Genomic DNA, 19,114 nt, shown 5'->3' on the forward strand with positions numbered 1-19,114 from the left:
GTGCGTGCCCCATTTTCCTGCTCATTAGAACGGGCTCGCATTTCCCATACTGCGTCGAAGCGACGCGGGTGCGGTAGTTAATCTTTTTTTCATCGTCATCGCCATATAATTCCTTCACGGTCATAATGACTAAATAGTCGGAATGACATGCGGCACTTGGCATGGTGCCGCGGCATCAGGCGTTCCTTCCTGCGCTTCACGCAATGGCGAGCGCACGGCCCCAGGTTACATCGCTTCCTTTAAGGAGATCCGCAGATGGATCCGGTGACAGAGCTGACCCGAAACAACGAGATTGCGTTGAAGATTTTCGAACTGCTTCGAAAGCGCCTGAGCGAGGGGCAGGAACGTTTCGGGGCGAGAGCGCGCGAAGCGATAAGCGGTGACAGTGGACCCGTTCTGCACCCTGAGCAGTTCGATGCCCCGACTGCGTGGCGCTACGCAGTCGATGTCGCGCAGCGCTCGGTCTTGTTCTGGGACACCTTGCGCCAACGCGGCAACGAGTTCATCGAGCGCAGCGGCCAGGGATTCAAGCCGGCATTGCACTTCGACTACGACGTGGTGCTCGACGCGAGGCAGTTCGAGCGTCCGGTCAATTACGTGCTGTTGGCGATCAAGGCACCGGAAGGTGTCGAGATCGACGTGAAGAAGCGCCCTTATCTGATCATCGATCCGCGCGCCGGGCACGGTCCGGGCATCGGCGGCTTCAAGGACGATTCGCAGGTCGGCGTTGCGCTGCGCGGAGGACACCCCGTCTATTTCGTCGCGTTCTTCCGCGAGCCCGAACCCGGGCAGACGCTGCTCGACGTGTGCGCAGCCGAGCAGCAGTTCGTGCGCAAGGTGCGCGAACTGCATCCGGACAGCCCGAAGCCCGCGGTGGTCGGCAACTGCCAGGGCGGCTGGGCCGCGATGATGCTCGCCAGTTCCTCCCCCGAAGATACCGGCCCCGTCGTCGTCAACGGCGCTCCGATGTCTTACTGGAGCGGGGCATGGAACGAGGGCGAGGCGCCCAATCCGATGCGTTACGCGGGGGGGATGCTGGGCGGCACCTGGCTTTCCTCTTTAGCTGCGGATCTCGGCAACGGCAAGTTCGATGGCGCGAACCTCGTCAGCAACTTCGAGTATCTGAACCCCGCGAACACGTGGTGGGACAAGTACTATCACGTGTTCGCCAATATCGAAACGGAGCCGGCGCGTTTTATCGAGTTCGAGCGGTGGTGGGGCAGCTACTACCTGATGAACCGGGAAGAGATCGAGTGGATCACCCATAACCTCTTCGTCGGCAACCGGTTGTGGTCGGGGCAGGTGCGAGGTCCGTCGGGCAAGTCGTTCGACCTGCGCGACATCCGCGTCCCCATCATCCTGTTTGCTTCGATGGGCGACAACATCACGCCGGTACAGCAGGCGTTCAACTGGGTCGCCGATCTCTACGGCAGCACGGAAGAGATCAAGGCGCGCGGTCAGGTGATCGTCGCGTTGACGCACGGCGATGTCGGCCATCTCGGCGTCTTTGTTTCGGGCAAGGTGGCGAAGAAGGAATACACGCAGATATTCAACGTGCTGGAGACGATCGAGACGCTCGCGCCGGGCCTCTACGGCATGTCCATCAAGGACGTGAAGGGCCCGGACGGCAAGATCGAATACGACGTCTCGCTCAAGGAGTATCGGCTCGAGGAAGCCGTCGAGCAATTGAATCCGTCTTTTCAACGCCAGGACGAAAAGCCGTTCGAGGCCGTGGCCGCGGTGTCGGAGTTCAATCAGCGGGCCTATGAACTGTTCGCGCAACCGTTTGTTCAGTGGGCCTCGAACGAGGCGACCGCACGGCTGCTGCGCGATTTCCATCCGCTGCGCTTCGAGCGCTGGGCATTCTCGGACCTGAATCCGTGGCTCGCCGCGCTGGCCCCTGTCGCCGACGCGGTCAGGACAAGCCGTGCGCAAGCGGACGACATCGAACCGTGGCGCGAGGTCGAGCGGCGCGGCTCCGAACTGCTCAGTGCTTCGCTCGATCACTACCGCGCGGTACGCGATGCGGGCGTCGAGGCGCTGTTTTTCTCGGTGTACGCGAATCTTCTCGGACTGCACCACTTCGGTCATCCGCAGGAGCACGGCGAAGCTGCCGCGACGAGCGCCGACCCGCGCAGCCTGCCGTTCGTTCGTGAAGCGCTGGCCACGATCAGTCAGGGCGGCTACGACGAGGCAGTCGCACGCACCGCGTTTCTGCTTGCGCCCAAGGGGCAGCCGCTGCCGCTCTCGCGCATCGAGACGGTTCGCGAACTGGCAGAGGAATATGCCGATTACCTGCCCGCGCTGCCGCCCGCGGAGTGGCGCCGCATTCGCGGCGAGCAGGAGCTCATTGCGACGTTCGAGCCGCAGCGCGCAATGGAAACGCTCCCCGACCTGCTCGCGATTCCCGAAGACCGCAACCGGTTGCTGACCTTGCTCGACAAGCTGCTGGCCGACCGGCGCGTGCTTGCCATCGAGCCGACCGAGCAGCAGCAACAGGCGATGCAGGCGATCCGTGCGGTGCTCGGCGCGCCTGCGGCGGTGGCAACGCCCGCCCGCAAGCCGCGCACGCCGCGCGTCAAGGCCTCGGCGGCCTGAGCGCCTACCCACCGTTCGCGAGCAGAGCTTCCATGGAATCCACCCACATCAAATACCGCCGCCTCATCGCTGAATGCCAGGCGCTGCCACCGCTGCCCGTCGCGGTGGCCCACCCCTGCGATGCCAGTTCGCTAGAGAGCGCGATAGACGCTGCGCGGCAGGGGCTCATCGCGCCCACGCTCGTCGGTCCGCGCGAGCGCATCCTGTCGGTCGCATCGGAATGCGGCCTCTCCATCGCCGACTATCCGATCGTCGATGCGCCGTTCAGTGAAGCATCTGCGGCCCAGGCCGTTCAGCTCGTGCGCGAAGGCAAGGCGCAGGCGCTCATGAAGGGCAGCCTCCATACGGACGAACTGATGGCAGCGGTCGTGCGCCGCGACGCCGGGCTGCGTACCGCCCGCCGTATCAGTCACTGCTTCGTGATGGACGTGCCGTCCCACGCCGATCCGCTCATCATCACCGACGCGGCCGTCAACATCGCGCCGACGCTCGAAGAGAAGATCGACATCCTACAGAACGCGATCGATCTGGGTCATGCGCTCGGGTTTCCGGAGGTGCGGGTGGCCATCCTTTCGGCCATGGAGACCGTGAACCCGAAAGTGCCCTCGACGCTCGAAGCCGCTGCGCTGTGCAAGATGGTGGATCGCAGGCAGGTGACGGGCGCGCTCGTCGATGGTCCGCTCGCGCTCGATAACGCCATCGATCCCGAGGCCGCACGCATCAAGCACATCGATTCGCCGGTGGCGGGCCGCGCCAACGTGCTCATGGTCCCCGACCTCGAGGCGGGCAACATGCTGGCCAAAAGCCTGTCGTTCCTCGCGGGCGCCGACGCGGCGGGCATCGTGCTGGGCGCACGCGTGCCCGTGATCCTCACGAGCCGGGCCGATTCGGTCATGACCCGCCTCGCCTCGTGCGCGGTGGCGATGCTCGTCGCGCGTGCGCGGCTGGCGGCCGGACATATCGAGGGTTGATGCCATGGCAGACGTGATTCTCGTCGTGAATGCCGGTTCATCGAGTATCAAGTTCTCCACGTTCGAAGAGCGTGGGGCGGCGCTTGATCTCGTCGTACACGGTCAGGTGGATGGGTTGTATACCGACCATGCCCGGTTCGAGGCACTGGACCAGCACGGCGTGCGCCACGCGAGGGAATGGACCGCGAGCGAGGAACTGGACCATCGCCACGGGCTGGAGCAGATCGCCGTATTCCTGAGCGAGCACCGCGAAGGGCACACGCTCGCGGCCGTCGGTCACCGTGTGGTCCACGGCGGGCAGCGTTTCGACGGTCCCGTCCTCGTGACGCCCGGTGTCATCGACGAACTGGAAAAGCTGGCACCGCTAGCGCCGTTGCATCAGCCGCACAATCTCAAGCCGGTACGCCTGATCGAACAGATGCATCCGGAAGTGCCGCAGGTCGTCTGCTTCGACACGGCGTTTCATCGTACCCAGCCCGACGTGGCGCAGGCATTTGCACTGCCGGCCGCCATTACGGACCTGGGCGTGCGCCGCTATGGCTTCCACGGGCTGTCGTACGAATACATCGCGAGCGTGCTGCCCGACGTTGCGCCGGCGGCAGCGGCCGGGCGCACCGTGGTGGCGCACCTCGGCAACGGCGCGAGCATGTGCGCGCTCGTGGCGGGCAAGAGCGTGGCCAGCACGATGGGCTTCACGGCCGTCGACGGACTGCCCATGGGCACGCGCTGCGGCAATCTCGATCCCGGTGTCCTGCTGTACCTGATGGAAGAGCGCGGCATGGATGCGCGCGCCGTCGAAGACCTTCTTTATCACCATTCCGGACTGCTCGGCGTATCGGGCATTTCCGGGGACATGCGCACGCTGCTGCAAAGCGCCGATCCTCGGGCCCGCTTCGCGATCGACCTCTACGTGTACCGAATCTGCCGCGAACTCGGCTCCCTTGCTGCGGCAATGGAAGGGCTGGACGCGGTGGTCTTTACCGGTGGCATCGGTGAGCACGCAGCGGCCATCCGCGAGGGCGTGGTGCGGCGCGCGCAGTGGCTTGGCGTCGAGCTGAATGCGACCGCGAATCTCGACGGTGGTCCGCTCGTGAGCGCCGCATCGAGCCGCGTGCCGGTGTGGGTCATTCCGACCAATGAAGAACTGATGATCGCGCGCCATACGCGCGCTGTCCTGGAGTAAGCCGATGTCAACCGAACAGAGCGGACACAGCGGCCCTGTGCTCAAGGGCATGAAGGCGCTGATCACCGGCATTGCCAACGAGCATTCGATCGCGTATGGCTGCGCGAAGGCGTTCCGCGAACTCGGCGCGGACCTCGCTATCACGTACGCCACGGAGAAGAGCCGGTCGTGGGTCGAGCCGCTCGCGCAGGAATTGCAGGCCGAACTCTTGCTGCCGCTGGACGTCGCCGATGCGAACCAGCTGGAGAGCGTGTTCTCGCGCATAGGGCAGCAGTGGGGACGTCTTGACATCGTCCTGCACTCCATTGCGTGGGCGCCGAAAGACGATCTTCAGGGCGGCCTGCTGCGCTGCTCCAGCGAGGGATTTTCGCGGGCCATGGATATTTCGTGCCACTCGTTCGTGCGTATGGCGGCGCTGGCCGCGCCCCTCATGGACAAGGGCGGCACGCTGCTCACCATGAGTTATCACGGCGCGAGCAAGGTGGTGCCGAACTACAGCGTCATGGGGCCGGTCAAGGCGGCGCTCGAGGCATGTGCGCGCTACCTCGCCTACGAACTGGGCCCGCAAGGTATTCGCGTACACGCCATATCGCCGGGTCCGCTGATGACGCGCGCCGCTTCCGGGCTCAAGGACTTCGGGCTGCTGCTCAACGAGGCGGCGCACCGCGCACCGCTTGGCGAACTCGTCGACATCATGGACGTCGGCTATACCTGCGCGTTCCTCGCCACGCCGTATGCACACAGGGTGTCGGGCGAGACGCTGTATGTCGACGGCGGCGTGAACATCATGGCCTGACGTTGTACGGGAGAAGTGACATCGTGACTCAGCTTTTGCTGCAACCCATCGAGGATGCGGTATCCGACGAAGATATCGCGGGCTTTTTGAGCCACTATGGCTTTCCGCCATTTGCGGCAATCGAGCGAATTGCAGGGACGGGAGCCCGGCCGGCTGTGCTGCTCGCGTTCAATGACCTTCAGCCCGAAGCACTGCGAATCCTGCAGGCGAGGATCCATCGAGTTTTCTGGAACGAACGCACCGTCGAAGCCGTCATCATGACGGCCCGTACAGAATGAGCGGCATGGCCCGGCGCGACGCGGAACAACGATCACTCGGCGGCGCGGTCCGGACCCGGTTGTAAAGGGTCGCGCGCCAAGGCGCTGCCTTTTGCGCGGGCCAGCAGCGAATCCGGCGGAACGCTCAATTGGGGCAGGGGGAAAGCCATCAATCTGGCGGCGTCCTGCGGCGTCACGCCGAGCGCACACATGACTAGTCCGACCACTTGCTCCGGGTAACGACGAGACGTTCCGCCCGCGACCATGCGATGAACCGCCATCAAGCCGGCGCCGGTAACGACATCGATCATCGTCCCCACCGCGCCGCCATTGAACTGACCTCGTTTTTGCCCCGCCCTGAGGTGGCGAGGGAGGTAGTCGTACAACCCGCTGTCGCGGTTCACCAACTGCAAGCCCGCACCGGCGACGAACTGCGCAACCAGCGCGTGAGACCGTATCAGGTGCAGATAGCATCGGAATGCGGTGGCGACCTTGAGACTGGGATCGTCCTCGATGTTGGATATCGCCGCTTCTATCATCTTCACGATGTCCCGGCTCAACTCGGCAGCAAGGGCTTGAAAGAGCGCCTCGTTGGTGCGGAAGTAGTTGTAGAACGACCCCTTGGATACCTCGGCTGCTGCGACGACGTCGGCGATGACGCTTGCACCCACGCCTTTCTGTGCAAACACGATCATGGCGCTTTCGAGCAACCGCATGCGCATGCGCCGGCGACGCTCGGCCGCTACCCGGGGGCGATGATCATCGTGCGATCCTGGCATACGCAATCCTGACGAGAAGTGGCGTTTTGGCTATCGATTTTACGCGTGCTCTCGTATGAAGACGTATGCCGCGCGAACGACTCGAGTTTCGCACGCGAATTCTGCCATGGCCTACCCGCGTGAGAGAAACGGCTTGACGCCGCATGCCTGTCAGCGCATCGCGGTGAAACTTCCGTCGCGAGCAGGTCAGTTGCCGATCTGCAACCGCACATGCGCGGGGTTAGCGAGAAACGAAGGCGTGAGGCCGAAGTAACGCTTGAATGTCCGGCTCAAGTGCGCGAGATCGGAGAAGCCGGTGTCATGGGCTATTTCGGTGAGTGTCGACCCTGCGCAGAAGCGCTCTGCCGCTTTGCGCATTTTCACCCAGAGCAGATATTCGCGAATCGAACTCCCTGTCGCAGACGCGAACAGATGCGCCAGGCGGCTCTCCGACAATCCGCAGTCGCGGGCCAGTTGCGGCGGATTCGTGCGCACCGGAACGTGCGTCGAAAGCCAGGAGGCGACCGCGTCGACGCGCGCATCGATCGCGTGCGTTCTTGCGGCCAGAGGAAACAGCGCGCTCAGAATCTGCTCCGAGCCGGCGCGCATGCGTTCGCAGTCTTGTGGCTGACCCAGCGCCGCTTCGGCGGTTCCGATCACGAGATCGTCGGCCAGCCCCGATAAATCGACGACTTGCCTTCCCTTCAATACGTGCTTGAGCAGGTGGTGGGAAAAAGCGTTCGTCAATTCCAGCTGAATAGTGTAAAGCCCTGCATTGCTTGCATCGATCGAGCGACTGACGTTAGGTGCAACGAGGAGGATCCGTCCCGTATGGCACTCCTGCGCCGTCGCAAGCCGCAGCGCGTCCCGGGTACACACTGCCAGAACCATGACAGGGCGCGACGTCGCCTTTGCCGCGAAGTCGGGTGAAGCGTAAATGATGCGATCCGACAAGATCGAAAGAGACGCAACTGTATTGTCCATAAACCGATTCGCTCAATCCGCCGACGCCCGACGCCGGACACGCGGCATGGAGTGCGTCGTTAGTATTTCGAAAGAGTTTTTCGAGCTTGCCGAACCCGCGTGGCCGAGTCGTTCATGCATTTTGCACCGCGCGGGCGCGGAATTCTATCAGGCCATCGCAGAAATAAAAAAGCAATACCTCGCTTTCGAGAAAGAAGGGTTTCCCCTATGTGAAAGCAGCAGTTTCGTTCAAGTTGTTTCGTCCTTCGGGCACCCACAATGCAGGCGAGCCGCCGGAGATGCGACTCGTTCTGGCGGCCGGGCTCACACCGGAGAATGGTTGGATATCACTCGCGTCACATCCGCGATAGCAGGGAGAGAGAAGAACTCGATCATGCGTGACAACGGTCTGGTTACACAGCGCGAGTACGCACTCGCGGAGGATATGACGCTGATGTCGGTTACCGACATTCAGAGCCACATTCGCTATGCCAATGCAAGTTTCATTGCCGTCAGCGGCTTCGAAAAAAGCGAATTGATCGGCGAGCCGCACAACATCCTGCGGCATCCCGACATGCCGCCCGAAGCGTTTGCGGACATGTGGGCGACGCTGCGCGCGGGGATGTCGTGGAGCGCGCTGGTCAAGAACCGGCGCAAGGACGGCGACCATTACTGGGTGCGCGCCAACGCCACGCCGGTCGTGCGCCACGGCAAGCTCGCCGGGTACCTGTCTGTTCGCACGCCGCCGGATCGCAAGGATGTCGAAGTCGCGGACCACTGGTACAGGCGTTTTCGTGAGGGGAAAGCCGGAAGCCGCAAATTCTATCGCGGCCTCATCGTGCGAAGCGGGCTGTGCGGCTGGGCATCGGCACTGCAAACGGTGCAGTTGCGTTCGCGAATGAATATCGCATTGCTCGCTGCGGGGTCGATGCTCGCGTTGAGCGGCTATGGGCTCGGGCTTCGCGGCGGCGCGCTCGCCGGCCTGGGCGCGTCAACCTTGGTCATTCTGTCGCTCGCAGCGTGGTGGCTGGAGGCGCAGGTGTCGCGCCCAATCGAAAAGGTGCTGCGACAGGCACTTAGAGTCGCAGCGGGGCAGCCCAGCGAGGACTTGAGACTCAATCGTGTCGACGAGATCGGGATGTTGGCCCGCGCCGTCGCGCAAGCGGGTTTGAACCTGCGTTCTCTCACCGATGACATCGGCGAGCAGATAGCGGGCTTGCAGACGACGAGCGACGAAATGGTGCAAGGCAGCCTCGATTTGAGCGCACGCAGCGAGAAGGCCGCCGCGAGTCTTCAGCAGACGGCGGCGGCGATGGAGCAGATGACGGCCACAGTCGACAACAACGCGCAAACGGCCAGTCAAGCAAGCACGATCGCCGGCGCGACGAGTCATTCGGCGACGCGCGGCGGGGAGACGATGCGTCACGTCATCGACACCATGGCGACGATCATGTCGTCGGGGCGCAGAATCGGCGAGATCGTGGGCGTGATCGACACCATCGCCTTTCAGACCAACATCCTCGCCTTGAATGCAGCAGTCGAGGCTGCCCGCGCCGGTGAGGCCGGTCGTGGCTTCGCGGTGGTCGCCGGCGAGGTCCGCACGCTCGCTCAGCGCTGCGCCCAGTCCGCGAAGGAGATCAAGGCGTTGATCGGCGAAAGCGTCGAGAAAATCGAAGCAGGCAGCGGGCTGGTCGATCGCGCGGGTGTTGCGATCGACGGAATCACTGCCGACGTTGCGCGTGTTGCGTCGATGATCGACGAAATCAGCTCCGCTACCCGCGAGCAGTCCAGTTCGATCGGCGAGGTCAATCTCGCCATAGCGCAGCTCGACCAGACGACGCAGCACAATGCGGCGCTGGTCGGGCAATCGGCCGCCGCCGCAGAGAGCCTGCGGGACCGCGCTCAGCGCTTGCGTGAGGCGATGGCTGCGTTCGTATAGTCGCTCGCCTGTCGCGTCGCTCGCGGACCGGCGTCCGGGGCGATGTGAGGATCCATGGCCGACATCTGGCCGCTTATCTGAAAGCTGGTGCTTCGTGCCGCAGCAGGCATTGCTGGTGCGCACGCCAATCTCCCTTCTTTCGATGCGTGCCCGCAAGCGTGCGGGCACGCATCGACGCTCTGCACACTCTCACGAAACGTTCGCATGTGCCGCCATCAGAGCCGCCTGAATTAACGCTGTAAACGTGAAATCATTAAATAATGATTTTGTAATTAATGGATATTTGCACCATTACGATGATCGACCGGGAAGCGCTTGAACCACGTTGGTGCCGGCATTCTCAATAAGAGAGCGAATACCTAAACATAATATTGCTCCATCAAAAAAAGTTTTCTCACCGGCATTTTTTTTTGCTATCTTCGATCCGCTTCAACAAAACTGACACATAGATCTGGCGGTCCGAGACCCCTGATGGCGTCCAGGCGGAAGGCAAATGACGGATAGTCGGCCGTGTTGGTGCCGAAGCGAAATGTATCGAGTTAGTACAACTATCGATTAACGATAAGCAAAGAAGCATTGCGGGTTATTGAACGGCCAGGAAATTGCCGCGTGGGCTACATTTTGTAATTCGTAGTGCGAATGTAATTTCGCATCAAGTCGGTTTCTGTCATGCGGGACTTGGTGTCATGTCGTGACCAGGGTTTTTTGCGGCAGGATTGGGCGTACTGCGCCGAGGGAGCGAAGGTGGTGATGAAAGTGCAAGTGGGAGCGCCAGTTCAAGGCGCGCGGTCGGGCGGTCCAGGCCGCCCGCGCGAATTCGGGCGTACGCAGCAGAATCCTGTGCGCCGCTACGGCGGAATTGGCGCAGTAATCGTTTTGCACATCGTGCTCATCTACGCGTTGGTCAATGGTCTTGCGAACAAGGTCGTGCAGGTCATCCAGCATCCGATCGAAACGAAGATCATCCAGCCCGTCGCACCGCCGCCGCCGCCCCCGCTGCCTACCGTGCAACTGCCGCCGCCGAAGTTCGCGCCGCCGCCGCCGCCTTTCGTGCCGCCTCCCGAAGTGCCGGTGCAGGCGCCGCCGCAGCAAGCGATCGCGCATACGGCCGCACCCGTGGTGAGCGCGCCTGTCACCGCGCCGCCCGCACCGCCTGCGCCGCCCGCACCCGCGCAGAAGCCGGTGAGCCACGAAGTGGGCGTCGTGTGTCCCAACTCGGATGAGATCCGTTCGTCGATCCGCTATCCGAAGGAGGCACAGGACAACGGCGTGACCGGCGACGTGCTCATTGAATTCGTGGTGGATCCGCAAGGTCACGTTACGAACGAGCGAGTGGTGCAGTCGGCCAACGACGACAGCCTGGATGCCGCTGCATTCAACGCGGTCAAGAAGTTCAACTGTATTTCGCAAGGCCAGCCGGTACGCGTTCAGGTTCCGTTCTCGTTCAGTCTCAACTGACGCGCGGACTGCAGTCATCGGGTGGCGAGTCAATACCCGGATTTTTAGTTGTTCAACGGATGATTTGGAGCAGGCATGAAAAAGCGTTCCTACGCCGCACTCGCGGCAAGCATGTTGATCGCCGTAGCCACGGTCGATACCTTTGTCGCCCCGCGGCTTGCCAACGCGCAGGCTAGCGCCCCCGTGGCCGCTGCGTCGGCGCCCGCCACTGCGGCAGTCGCCGCGCCGGCACCGGCTGCGAGCGCGGACCAGCCGGCGCCGCCCCCGGCACCTGCCACCTCGGAGACGGTCACGAACCCGTACGGTCTCGGCGCGCTCTGGAAGAACGGCGACTTCGTCGCGCGCTTCGTGCTGTTGCTGCTCGTGGTGATGTCGATGGGCAGCTGGTACATCATGATCACCAAGTTCTTCGAGCAGTTCCGCGCCAACCGCCGCGCGAAGAGCGCCGACGAGCAGCTCTGGAGCGCGCCGTCGCTCGCTGAAGGCGCAAAGCAGCTCGAGGAGTCCTCGCCGTTCCGTTTCATCGCGGAAACCGCGATCGAGGCCGGCGAGCATCACGACGAAGCGCTGCTCGAAGCCGTCGACCGCAACACGTGGATCGACGTTTCGGTCGAGCGCGCGATCACCAACGTGTCCAACCGCCTGCAGGACGGTCTGGCCTTCCTCGGCACCGTGGGCTCGACCGCGCCGTTCGTCGGCCTGTTCGGTACGGTGTGGGGCATCTATCACGCGCTGACCGCCATCGGCATTGCAGGTCAGGCTTCGATCGACAAGGTCGCGGGCCCCGTCGGTGAGGCGCTCATCATGACCGCCATCGGTCTGGGCGTGGCTGTGCCGGCGGTGCTCGGCTACAACTTCCTCGTGCGACGCAACAAGGCGGTGATGGAGCGTGTCCGCGGCTTCGGCGCGCAACTGCATACGGTGCTGCTGGCTGGCGGCAAGCGCGTCGCGCGCAGCGCGCCGCGCGCCGCCGTCATGGCCGACTGAGGAGCACGCCATGGCCATGAGCGTGGGAGGCGAGGGCGACGACGAGGTCATCTCGGCGATCAACACGACGCCGCTCGTCGATGTGATGCTGGTGTTGCTGATCATCTTTCTGATCACGATTCCGGTGGTGACGCATACGGTGCAGCTCCAGTTGCCGAAGCAGACGGTCACGCCGCTGCAGACGCAGCCGAAGAGCATCGAGATCGCGGTGAATCGCGATGGTGACTTCTTCTGGTACGAGCAACACGTCGATGCACCGACGCTGCTGGCACGTCTGAAGACAGCGTCCGTCCAGACGCCGCAGCCGGAAGTGCATATCCGCGGCGACCAGGCGACGCGCTATGAGGCCATCGGGCGCGTGATCACTTCGTGCGAGCGGGCGGGAATCGCGAAAGTGTCATTCATTACGGAGCCGCCGGCGCGCGGCGGTTAAGGGGCGGTTATGGGCATGAACGTATCGTCGGGCGGCGGCAGCAGCGAACCCGAAGTGATGGTGGACATCAACACCACGCCGCTGATCGACGTGATGCTGGTGTTGCTGATCATGCTGATCATCACCATTCCGATCCAGATGCACGCGGTGAAGATGAACCTGCCGGTGGGCAATCCGCCGCCGCCGGCCGTGCAGCCGCAGGTGGTGCAGATCGACATCGACTTCGACGGCACCCTGACCTGGAACGGCACCCCGGTGCCCGATCAGGCGACGCTGGAGCGCAAGTTCGCGCAGGTCGCGGCCGAACCGGAGCAGGCGGAGATTCACCTGCGTCCGAACCGGCTGGCGCCGTACAAGGACGTGGCGGAAGTGATGGCGGCGGCGCAGCGCGAAGGCGCGACAAAGATCGGCTTGATCGGCAACGAACAGTACATGCAGTGAGGCATTCGAGAGCCATGAGCATTCCTTATCGATTCAGGCAGGCGGCGCTTGCGCTCGCAGTGAGCGGCTTGTCGACGCTAAGCATGGTTCCGACAGCGGCGCGGGCCGCTGACACGCTGCGTCCCGATGTGGCGAAGCCGCTGAACGACGCGCAGAACCTGTACCGCGCGCACCACTACGAGGACGCGCTCAACAAGATTGCGCAGGCCGCGGCCGTACCTAACAAGTCGCCGTACGAAACGTACATGGTCGAAGAGATGCGCGGCGCAGCGGCCATGGCGGCGGGCCAGAACGGCGTGGCTGCCCAGGCGTACGAATCGCTGCTCGCGAACGGGCAGCTCAAGGGCGAGGACGCACAGCGCACCACTGCGGCGCTCGCGGGCATTTACTTCCAGCAGAAGAACTATGCCCAGGCGATCAAGGTCGCGCAGCGCTACCAGAAGGCGGGCGGCGGCGACCCGCAGATGGCCACGCTGCTGATCGAGTCGTACTATCTCTCGGGCGACTACGCCAGCGCGACGCGCCTGCTCAATGCGAGCGTCGAAGCCCAGGTACGCAGCGGTCATGCGCCGGATGAGGCGCAGCTGCAACTGCTAGGCACCTGTGCTCAGCATGCGAACGACCAGGAAGCTTATCGCGGCGCGCTCGAAAAGCTCGTGGCTTACCACCCGAAACAGTCGTACTGGGATGACCTGCTGCACGCGATTCGCAGCAAGCCCGGCTATCTCGGCGCACTCGATCTCGACACGTATCGCCTGCGTCGCGCGACGGGTTCGCTTACGAGCGCCGACGACTACATGGAGATGACGCAACTGGCGATCGTTGCGGGCTCCACGGCCGAAGGCAAGCAGATCATCGATCAGGGTTTCGCCTCCGGCGTGCTCGGCCGCGATGCCGGGGCCGATCGCGAACGTCGCCTGCAGGCACTGGCCGCGAAGCGCGCCAATGCCGCGCCCGACCCGGCCAATCCCGTCGCACCGTTCGATGCGGCGTTCAATCAGGTGTATGCGGGGCAGGCGAAGCAAGGTCTCGCGACCATGGAATCGCTCATAGCGAAGGGCGGCCTTGGTCACCAGGATTTGGCACGGCTGCGCCTTGGCGAGGCTTACTTTGCCTCGGGGCAGAAGGCGCGAGCCGTGCAGGCTTTCAAGGCGGTACAAGGCAACGATGGCAGCGCTGATCTGGCGCAGCTCTGGGTGGTGGTGGCGTCGAAGCCGTGAGCGCGTGAGTGAACCTCGAAAACGCGTAAAAGTTCGACAGGTGCTTAGGTATGCGTATTAAAAAGTGGCGCGGTCTGGCTCGACAGGGGTGGATGTAACGGAAGTGAAGCAGCATGAAGTTGTGGGGGCAAGTGGTCGGCTGTAAATGGAATAGCCCTGGGGAGGGCGAATCCAGGTAAAAAAGTGGCGCGATGCGACAGCGTCGTCAAATCTAATGCGGGGGTTCACGAGACCTTGCTTCGCATAACGAAGTAGACGTGACCGACGAGAGAGAAGGGGAAACTGTGAAACAAAGAGCATTGGCGGTTGCCATTCGAAGAATAATCTGGGCGGAACTGGCGTTTTCAGCGGCGTTTGCGGTACCGGCGTTCGCGCAGAGCCAGCCCGTGACCAACGGCGGCGCGGCGATCGCAGCGGATAATGCAACGGCGCCAGCGTCCGCGCAGCAGTCGGGCGCGAGCGCGCAGACGGGTGCGGACAGCACGGGCGGCGCAGCCGCCACGACGGGTGACAAAGCCACCGTCAAGCAGCTGAAGAAGTTCGAAGTGACCGGTTCGCTGATCCGGCAATCGGACAAGACGGGCTTCCAGCAGGTGCAAACGATCACCACGAAAGACATTCAGAATAGCGGCGCGACGACCGTGGCCGACTATCTGCGCACAGTCTCGGCCAACTCCGCCAATAGCTGGAGCGAAGGCCAGGCGGGCAACTTCGCAGCCGGCGCGGCGGGTATCGCGCTGCGCGGCTTGAGCGAGAAGTACACCCTCGTGCTCGTCGACGGTCAGCGCGTTGCGCCGTTCGCCTTCTATTCGAACAGCACCGACAGCTTCTTCGACCTCAATACCATCCCGCTCAACGCCATCGATCGTATCGAGATCGTGAAAACCGGCGCCGTCTCGCAGTACGGCTCGGACGCCATTGCGGGCGTGGTCAACATCATCACGAAGCATGATTTCCGCGGCCTTCAACTCGACGGCAGCTACGGCAGTTCGGTGAGCGACGGTGGCGGCAACGGCACCACGAAGTTCGGCGTTCTGGCGGGCTTCGGCGACCTCAATGCGGACCGCTTCAACGTCACGGCATCGGCGAGCGTCTATCACTCGGCGGGCTCGACGCTGGCCGACCGCGATTCCACGGCGGCGCAGGACTTCACGAACAAGCCGGGCGGCCTCTCGCTGCTCGCGCCGTCCTATTGGCAAACGGGGCCCAACACCGCACAGGCGTTGAGCGGGTGCCCATACGGCGGCTCCGTCCATCCGGCCGGCAGCAATTTCCTGGGCGCGGCTGCTGGGCTGGGCGGCACGGTGTGCGCGTTCAACACCGCCAACGGCATGTCGATCGCGCCGGAGACGACGCGCGCGAGCGCAAAGGTCCACGCCGACTTCAAAGTCGACGACACGACCACTGCCTTTGCCGATCTGTGGGAAAGCTACACCCAGACGACCACGAACGACGGTCTCTGGAACAACATCGTCGGCAGCCCGCAAACCCCGACGCTCACCTATACTCCGGGCGTCGGTCTGACGCCGTTCAACAACGTCGTTCCCGCAAGCAACCCGTACAATCCGTATGGCGTGGACACGCCGCTCACCTATTCGTTCCCGCGTACCGTGGCAGAAGAGACGTACGCGAACTTCTGGCGGGCGTCCACGGGCATTCGCGGTTCGTTCACGGTGCCGAAGTATGGGGACTGGGACTGGTCGACTGCTTATAGCCACTCGCAGAGCAACGTTTCGAACACCTACACGAACCAGCTCAATGCTGCGACGCTCAATAACATCTACCAGAACGGCACGTTCAACTTCGCCAATCCGTCGTCGACGCCGAACGGCCTGAACGGCCTGTACATGGATGCGAACAACCAGGGCATCTCGAAGCTCGATACGGTTGACGCAACGCTCGCCACGCCGAATCTGTACCATCTGCCAACGGGCGATATCGGTGTCGGCTTCGGCGCCCAGTTCCTGCACCAGAGCGAAGTCATCAACCCGGGCGCGGAGTTTTCCCAGGGCCTCGTGGCGAACCCGATGCTGCAGACCGTCAACGGCCAGCGCAACGTCGCGGCGGTGTACTACCAGATCGACGTGCCCATCATCCACAACCTGACGTTCAGTCAGTCGGGCCGGTACGACCACTACAGCGACTTCGGGGGTGCGTTCTCGCCGCGCTTCGCCCTGCGCTATCAGCCCGTCAAGGAGCTGACGATGTACGGCTCGTATAACCGCGGCTTCCGCGCGCCGACGTTCGTCGAGAACAGCACCTCGCAGACGCTCGGTATCCAGCAGTCGGCCACCGGCACGGTCACCACGATCACCGAGGGCAATCCGAACCTGCAGCCGGAACGCACGCGCAACATCAACCTCGGCTTCCAGACGTCGCCGACGCGCACGACCGATTTCGGCTTCGACTGGTACAAGATCCGTGTCGATCACGTCATCGGCGAGGCGGCTTCGCCGTCGCAGGTCGTGACGAATGCGCAAGGTCAGGTGGTTTATGAAGTGTTCCCGTACGAGAACCTCGGCTACCTCGACACGAACGGCTTCGAAGGCACCTTCCGCCAGGCGTTACCGACGAAGGCGGGCACGTTCACGCTGACGGCCGACTGGGCGTACGTGAAGGACTTCACGCTCGGACAGTCGACGGGTCCCATCAACGGTGCGGGCAACAACTTCACGATCACGCAGCCGTTCGGCGGCAGCTTCCCGCGCTGGAAGGGCAATACGACGCTCGACTGGGCATACCACGGCTGGAATGCGGCGCTCACGTGGATGTTCACGGGCCCGTACGCGCAAACGCTTTCGGTGGCGGCGCCCACGCCGGTTGCCGACAAGGTAGGTTCGTATAGCCAGTTCAACCTGATGGTCACCTACACGGGCATCAAGCACTGGACGATCTACGGCGGCATCAACAACATCTTCAACCGCACGCCTCCGTTCGATCCGATCTTTGCCAGCAGCGCGCTCGACCAGACGGGCTACGACACGTCGCTGTACAACTATATCGGCCGTTTCGCGCAGATCGGAGCGACGTACAAGTTCTGAGCGATCGGTGCAACGTAGTGAGTAGTTGATGAGGCAGGCGGCCAAGGCCGCCTGCCTCGAATGTTTCCTGTAGTGGCGAGCGACGGCGGCAAACCCCTGCCACGTCGGACAAACGAACCGTGCATCGGCCATACGCCGGTGTACGTCCTCATGCAGACAGACGATGAGATTGAAGAAGTTGAGCTTGTCACGATTGTCGCCGCATTGGTCGGGTGCGGCTTGCGCACTGGTCATGGCAGTGGGTATGGGTGCGCTTGCTGGGGTGCCGGCACGAGCGGCTACGGCGCTCGCGCAGTACGACCAGCCGAAGTATCCCGCCGGCTTCACCCATTTCGACTACGCGGAGCCCGATGCGCCCTCGAACGGTGTCTTGAGTTTCGAAAACTACAATGAGTTCCAAAGTTACGATTCGCTGAATCCTTTCCTCGTGCGAGGCGCACCCGCGCCGGACATCCAGAATCTGATGTTCGACACGCTGATGCAGCGCAGCTGGGACGAACTGGCGTCCGAATATCCGCTGATCGCCGATAGCGTTGACGTCGCCCCCGACCTGGCTTCGGCGACGTTCCATATCAACCCGGCTGCGCGCTTCTCGAACGGCGATCCGATAACGGCCACCGACGTCAAATATTCGTTCGATACGCTCACGAGCCCTCAGGCTTCGCCGCTCTTCAATGCGCAGTTTTCGGTGATCAAGAACGCGGTCGTGGTGAACGCCTCGACAATCCGGTTCGAGTTCCGTCGCGCGGAGCGTGACGCGCCGCTCATTGCAGGCGACTTGCCCATCTTCTCGCCGAAGTGGGGGATGAAACCCGACGGCACGCGCGTTCCGTTCGACCAGCTTTCGAACGAGCCGCCCATTGCGAGCGGCGCGTATCTGATCGCCGAACGCAAGAACGACAAGCAGATTGCGTATCGCCGCAATCCCGCGTACTGGGCGGTCAATCTGCCCACGCGCCGCGGCATGTACCACTTCGAGCGCATCACGTTCAAGCTCTACCTCGACCTCTACACGCAACTCGAGGCGTTCAAGGCCGGCGATGCCGACGTGCACGTGGAAGACAGCGCGACCCAATGGGCGCGCAAGTACGTGGGCAAGAACTTCCGTAACGGCATGCTCAAGCAGACCAATTTCCCGGACGGTCCGGCACAGATGCAGGGCATGCTCTTCAATCTGCGCAAGCCGATGTTCCAGGACGTGCGCGTGCGCCACGCGCTTTCTCTCGCGTTCGATTACGACTGGATGAACCGCATGATGTTCTACGGTCAGTACCTGCGCCTGCACAGCTATTTCGAGGCGAGCCCGTTCGGCGCGACCGGCATGCCGGGCGAGAAAGAGTTGAAGCTGCTCGAACCGTGGCGCGCGAGCCTGCCGCCGGAAGTGTTCGGGCCGATGATCAAGCAGCCTACGACGCTGCCGCCCGATTCGCTGCGCGGCAATCTGCGGGAGGCGCGTGATCTGCTTGCGCAGGCCGGTTGGCATTACCGTGACGGCGCGCTGCGCAATGCCGCGGGCGAGCCCATGAACATCGAGATCCTCGACGACCAGCCGGGCATGGACCGCGTGATCCTCCCTTATACGCAGGCCCTCGCGACGCTCGGCATCAGCGCGCATCTGCGTGAAATCGACAGCGCGCTGTACCAGAAGCGCCTGGACAACTTCGATTACGACATGACTACCTGGCTCTACAGCCCCGTGACGATCCCCGGCGCGGAGCTTGCACGCCGCTTTGGCAGCGCGGCCGCCTCGGAGGTCGGCTCGGAAAACTATCCGGGCGTGCGCTCGCCGGCCGTCGACGCGCTTGTGAAAGCGGTGCAGGCCGCGAACACGCTCGACGATCTCGAGGCGGCCACACGCGCTCTGGATCGTGTGCTGATGAACGAGTACTACCTCGTGACGGAGTACTACGCGCCCAACGCACGCATCGCATACAAGACGTCGCTCGGCTATCCGTCCGTCGTGCCCGTATCGTTCGGAGCCCAGGACTGGATCGTCGACTACTGGTATCGCAAGCCGAAAAATGCGCAAGTCGCCCAGACCGCGCAAGCGGCTGCCCACTGAGGATCAC

15 protein-coding genes are annotated in these 19,114 nt (G+C 63.1%); 13 read left to right on the top strand and 2 right to left on the bottom strand.

Translation table 11 applies throughout. The features are described from left to right. Positions 1–255: 255 nt before the first annotated feature. Genes VSR34_RS19665 through VSR34_RS19685 form a run of 5 tightly spaced genes read left to right on the top strand, consistent with a single transcriptional unit; the run spans position 256 to position 5,826 of the window. Positions 256–2,598, top strand: coding sequence for a DUF3141 domain-containing protein (locus VSR34_RS19665; RefSeq protein WP_342963254.1), 2,343 nt, complete (start codon positions 256–258; stop codon positions 2,596–2,598). Between the two features lie 32 nt (positions 2,599–2,630). After that, the gene (locus VSR34_RS19670) at positions 2,631–3,569 is read left to right on the top strand and encodes a phosphate acetyltransferase (protein WP_028214225.1); all 939 of its coding nucleotides are present in this window, start codon (positions 2,631–2,633) and stop codon (positions 3,567–3,569) included. A 4-nt stretch (positions 3,570–3,573) separates the two neighbouring features. Next, on the top strand, positions 3,574–4,752 hold the full coding sequence (locus VSR34_RS19675; RefSeq protein ID WP_342963255.1) for an acetate/propionate family kinase: 1,179 nt from the start codon (positions 3,574–3,576) through the stop codon (positions 4,750–4,752). Positions 4,753–4,756: 4 nt separating this feature from the next. Further along, positions 4,757–5,548, top strand: coding sequence for an enoyl-ACP reductase FabI (gene fabI, locus VSR34_RS19680; RefSeq protein WP_342963256.1), 792 nt, complete (start codon positions 4,757–4,759; stop codon positions 5,546–5,548). 23 nt (positions 5,549–5,571) lie between these two features. Then, a complete protein-coding gene (locus tag VSR34_RS19685) occupies positions 5,572–5,826 on the top strand; it encodes a hypothetical protein (protein WP_028230831.1) in 255 nt (84 codons plus the stop codon). A gap of 32 nt (positions 5,827–5,858) precedes the next feature. On the opposite strand, the gene VSR34_RS19690 is transcribed toward VSR34_RS19685, so the two are convergent. Both VSR34_RS19690 and VSR34_RS19695 read right to left on the bottom strand, forming a co-directional pair. Continuing rightward, on the bottom strand, positions 5,859–6,521 hold the full coding sequence (locus VSR34_RS19690; protein ID WP_342963257.1) for a TetR/AcrR family transcriptional regulator: 663 nt from the start codon (positions 6,519–6,521) through the stop codon (positions 5,859–5,861). A 249-nt stretch (positions 6,522–6,770) separates the two neighbouring features. Beyond that, positions 6,771–7,454, bottom strand: coding sequence for a helix-turn-helix transcriptional regulator (locus VSR34_RS19695; protein ID WP_342963258.1), 684 nt, complete (start codon positions 7,452–7,454; stop codon positions 6,771–6,773). Between the two features lie 466 nt (positions 7,455–7,920). Here VSR34_RS19695 and VSR34_RS19700 point away from each other — a divergent pair, with 466 nt between their 5' ends. The 8 genes from VSR34_RS19700 (at position 7,921) to VSR34_RS19735 (ending at position 19,107) form a co-directional block, all read left to right on the top strand. Continuing rightward, complete coding sequence (locus tag VSR34_RS19700) at positions 7,921–9,465, top strand: methyl-accepting chemotaxis protein (protein ID WP_342963279.1); 1,545 nt, start codon at positions 7,921–7,923, stop codon at positions 9,463–9,465. 750 nt (positions 9,466–10,215) lie between these two features. After that, a complete protein-coding gene (locus tag VSR34_RS19705; protein WP_342963259.1) occupies positions 10,216–10,923 on the top strand; it encodes an energy transducer TonB in 708 nt (235 codons plus the stop codon). 75 nt (positions 10,924–10,998) lie between these two features. Continuing rightward, complete coding sequence (locus VSR34_RS19710) at positions 10,999–11,910, top strand: MotA/TolQ/ExbB proton channel family protein (RefSeq protein WP_028230834.1); 912 nt, start codon at positions 10,999–11,001, stop codon at positions 11,908–11,910. A gap of 10 nt (positions 11,911–11,920) precedes the next feature. Then, on the top strand, positions 11,921–12,343 hold the full coding sequence (locus VSR34_RS19715) for a biopolymer transporter ExbD (protein WP_028214230.1): 423 nt from the start codon (positions 11,921–11,923) through the stop codon (positions 12,341–12,343). A 9-nt stretch (positions 12,344–12,352) separates the two neighbouring features. Further along, positions 12,353–12,784 (top strand): biopolymer transporter ExbD, encoded by a 432-nt coding sequence (locus VSR34_RS19720; RefSeq protein ID WP_028214231.1) that lies wholly within the window; start codon positions 12,353–12,355, stop codon positions 12,782–12,784. Between the two features lie 14 nt (positions 12,785–12,798). Further along, positions 12,799–14,004, top strand: coding sequence for a tetratricopeptide repeat protein (locus VSR34_RS19725; RefSeq protein WP_342963260.1), 1,206 nt, complete (start codon positions 12,799–12,801; stop codon positions 14,002–14,004). A gap of 284 nt (positions 14,005–14,288) precedes the next feature. Further along, entirely contained in the window at positions 14,289–17,045 is a 2,757-nt protein-coding gene (locus VSR34_RS19730; protein WP_028230836.1) for a TonB-dependent receptor, read from the top strand. A gap of 232 nt (positions 17,046–17,277) precedes the next feature. Continuing rightward, entirely contained in the window at positions 17,278–19,107 is a 1,830-nt protein-coding gene (locus VSR34_RS19735; RefSeq protein WP_342963261.1) for an extracellular solute-binding protein, read from the top strand. Positions 19,108–19,114: the final 7 nt, after the last annotated feature.

The sequence above is a fragment of the Paraburkholderia sp. JHI2823 genome, from assembly GCF_038900695.1.
Taxonomy (GTDB): domain Bacteria; phylum Pseudomonadota; class Gammaproteobacteria; order Burkholderiales; family Burkholderiaceae; genus Paraburkholderia; species Paraburkholderia mimosarum.

Bases quoted from the DNA above. Each gene is read 5' to 3' on its own strand.
- VSR34_RS19665 (WP_342963254.1), top strand. From the start codon at position 256: ATGGATCCGGTGACAGAGCTGACCCGAAACAACGAGATTGCGTTGAAG.
- VSR34_RS19670 (WP_028214225.1), top strand. From the start codon at position 2,631: ATGGAATCCACCCACATCAAATACCGCCGCCTCATCGCTGAATGCCAG.
- VSR34_RS19675 (WP_342963255.1), top strand. From the start codon at position 3,574: ATGGCAGACGTGATTCTCGTCGTGAATGCCGGTTCATCGAGTATCAAG.
- fabI (WP_342963256.1), top strand. From the start codon at position 4,757: ATGTCAACCGAACAGAGCGGACACAGCGGCCCTGTGCTCAAGGGCATG.
- VSR34_RS19690 (WP_342963257.1), bottom strand. From the start codon at position 6,521: ATGCGGTTGCTCGAAAGCGCCATGATCGTGTTTGCACAGAAAGGCGTG.
- VSR34_RS19695 (WP_342963258.1), bottom strand. From the start codon at position 7,454: ATGGTTCTGGCAGTGTGTACCCGGGACGCGCTGCGGCTTGCGACGGCG.
- VSR34_RS19700 (WP_342963279.1), top strand. From the start codon at position 7,921: ATGCGTGACAACGGTCTGGTTACACAGCGCGAGTACGCACTCGCGGAG.
- VSR34_RS19705 (WP_342963259.1), top strand. From the start codon at position 10,216: ATGAAAGTGCAAGTGGGAGCGCCAGTTCAAGGCGCGCGGTCGGGCGGT.
- VSR34_RS19710 (WP_028230834.1), top strand. From the start codon at position 10,999: ATGAAAAAGCGTTCCTACGCCGCACTCGCGGCAAGCATGTTGATCGCC.
- VSR34_RS19715 (WP_028214230.1), top strand. From the start codon at position 11,921: ATGGCCATGAGCGTGGGAGGCGAGGGCGACGACGAGGTCATCTCGGCG.
- VSR34_RS19720 (WP_028214231.1), top strand. From the start codon at position 12,353: ATGGGCATGAACGTATCGTCGGGCGGCGGCAGCAGCGAACCCGAAGTG.
- VSR34_RS19725 (WP_342963260.1), top strand. From the start codon at position 12,799: ATGAGCATTCCTTATCGATTCAGGCAGGCGGCGCTTGCGCTCGCAGTG.
- VSR34_RS19735 (WP_342963261.1), top strand. From the start codon at position 17,278: ATGGCAGTGGGTATGGGTGCGCTTGCTGGGGTGCCGGCACGAGCGGCT.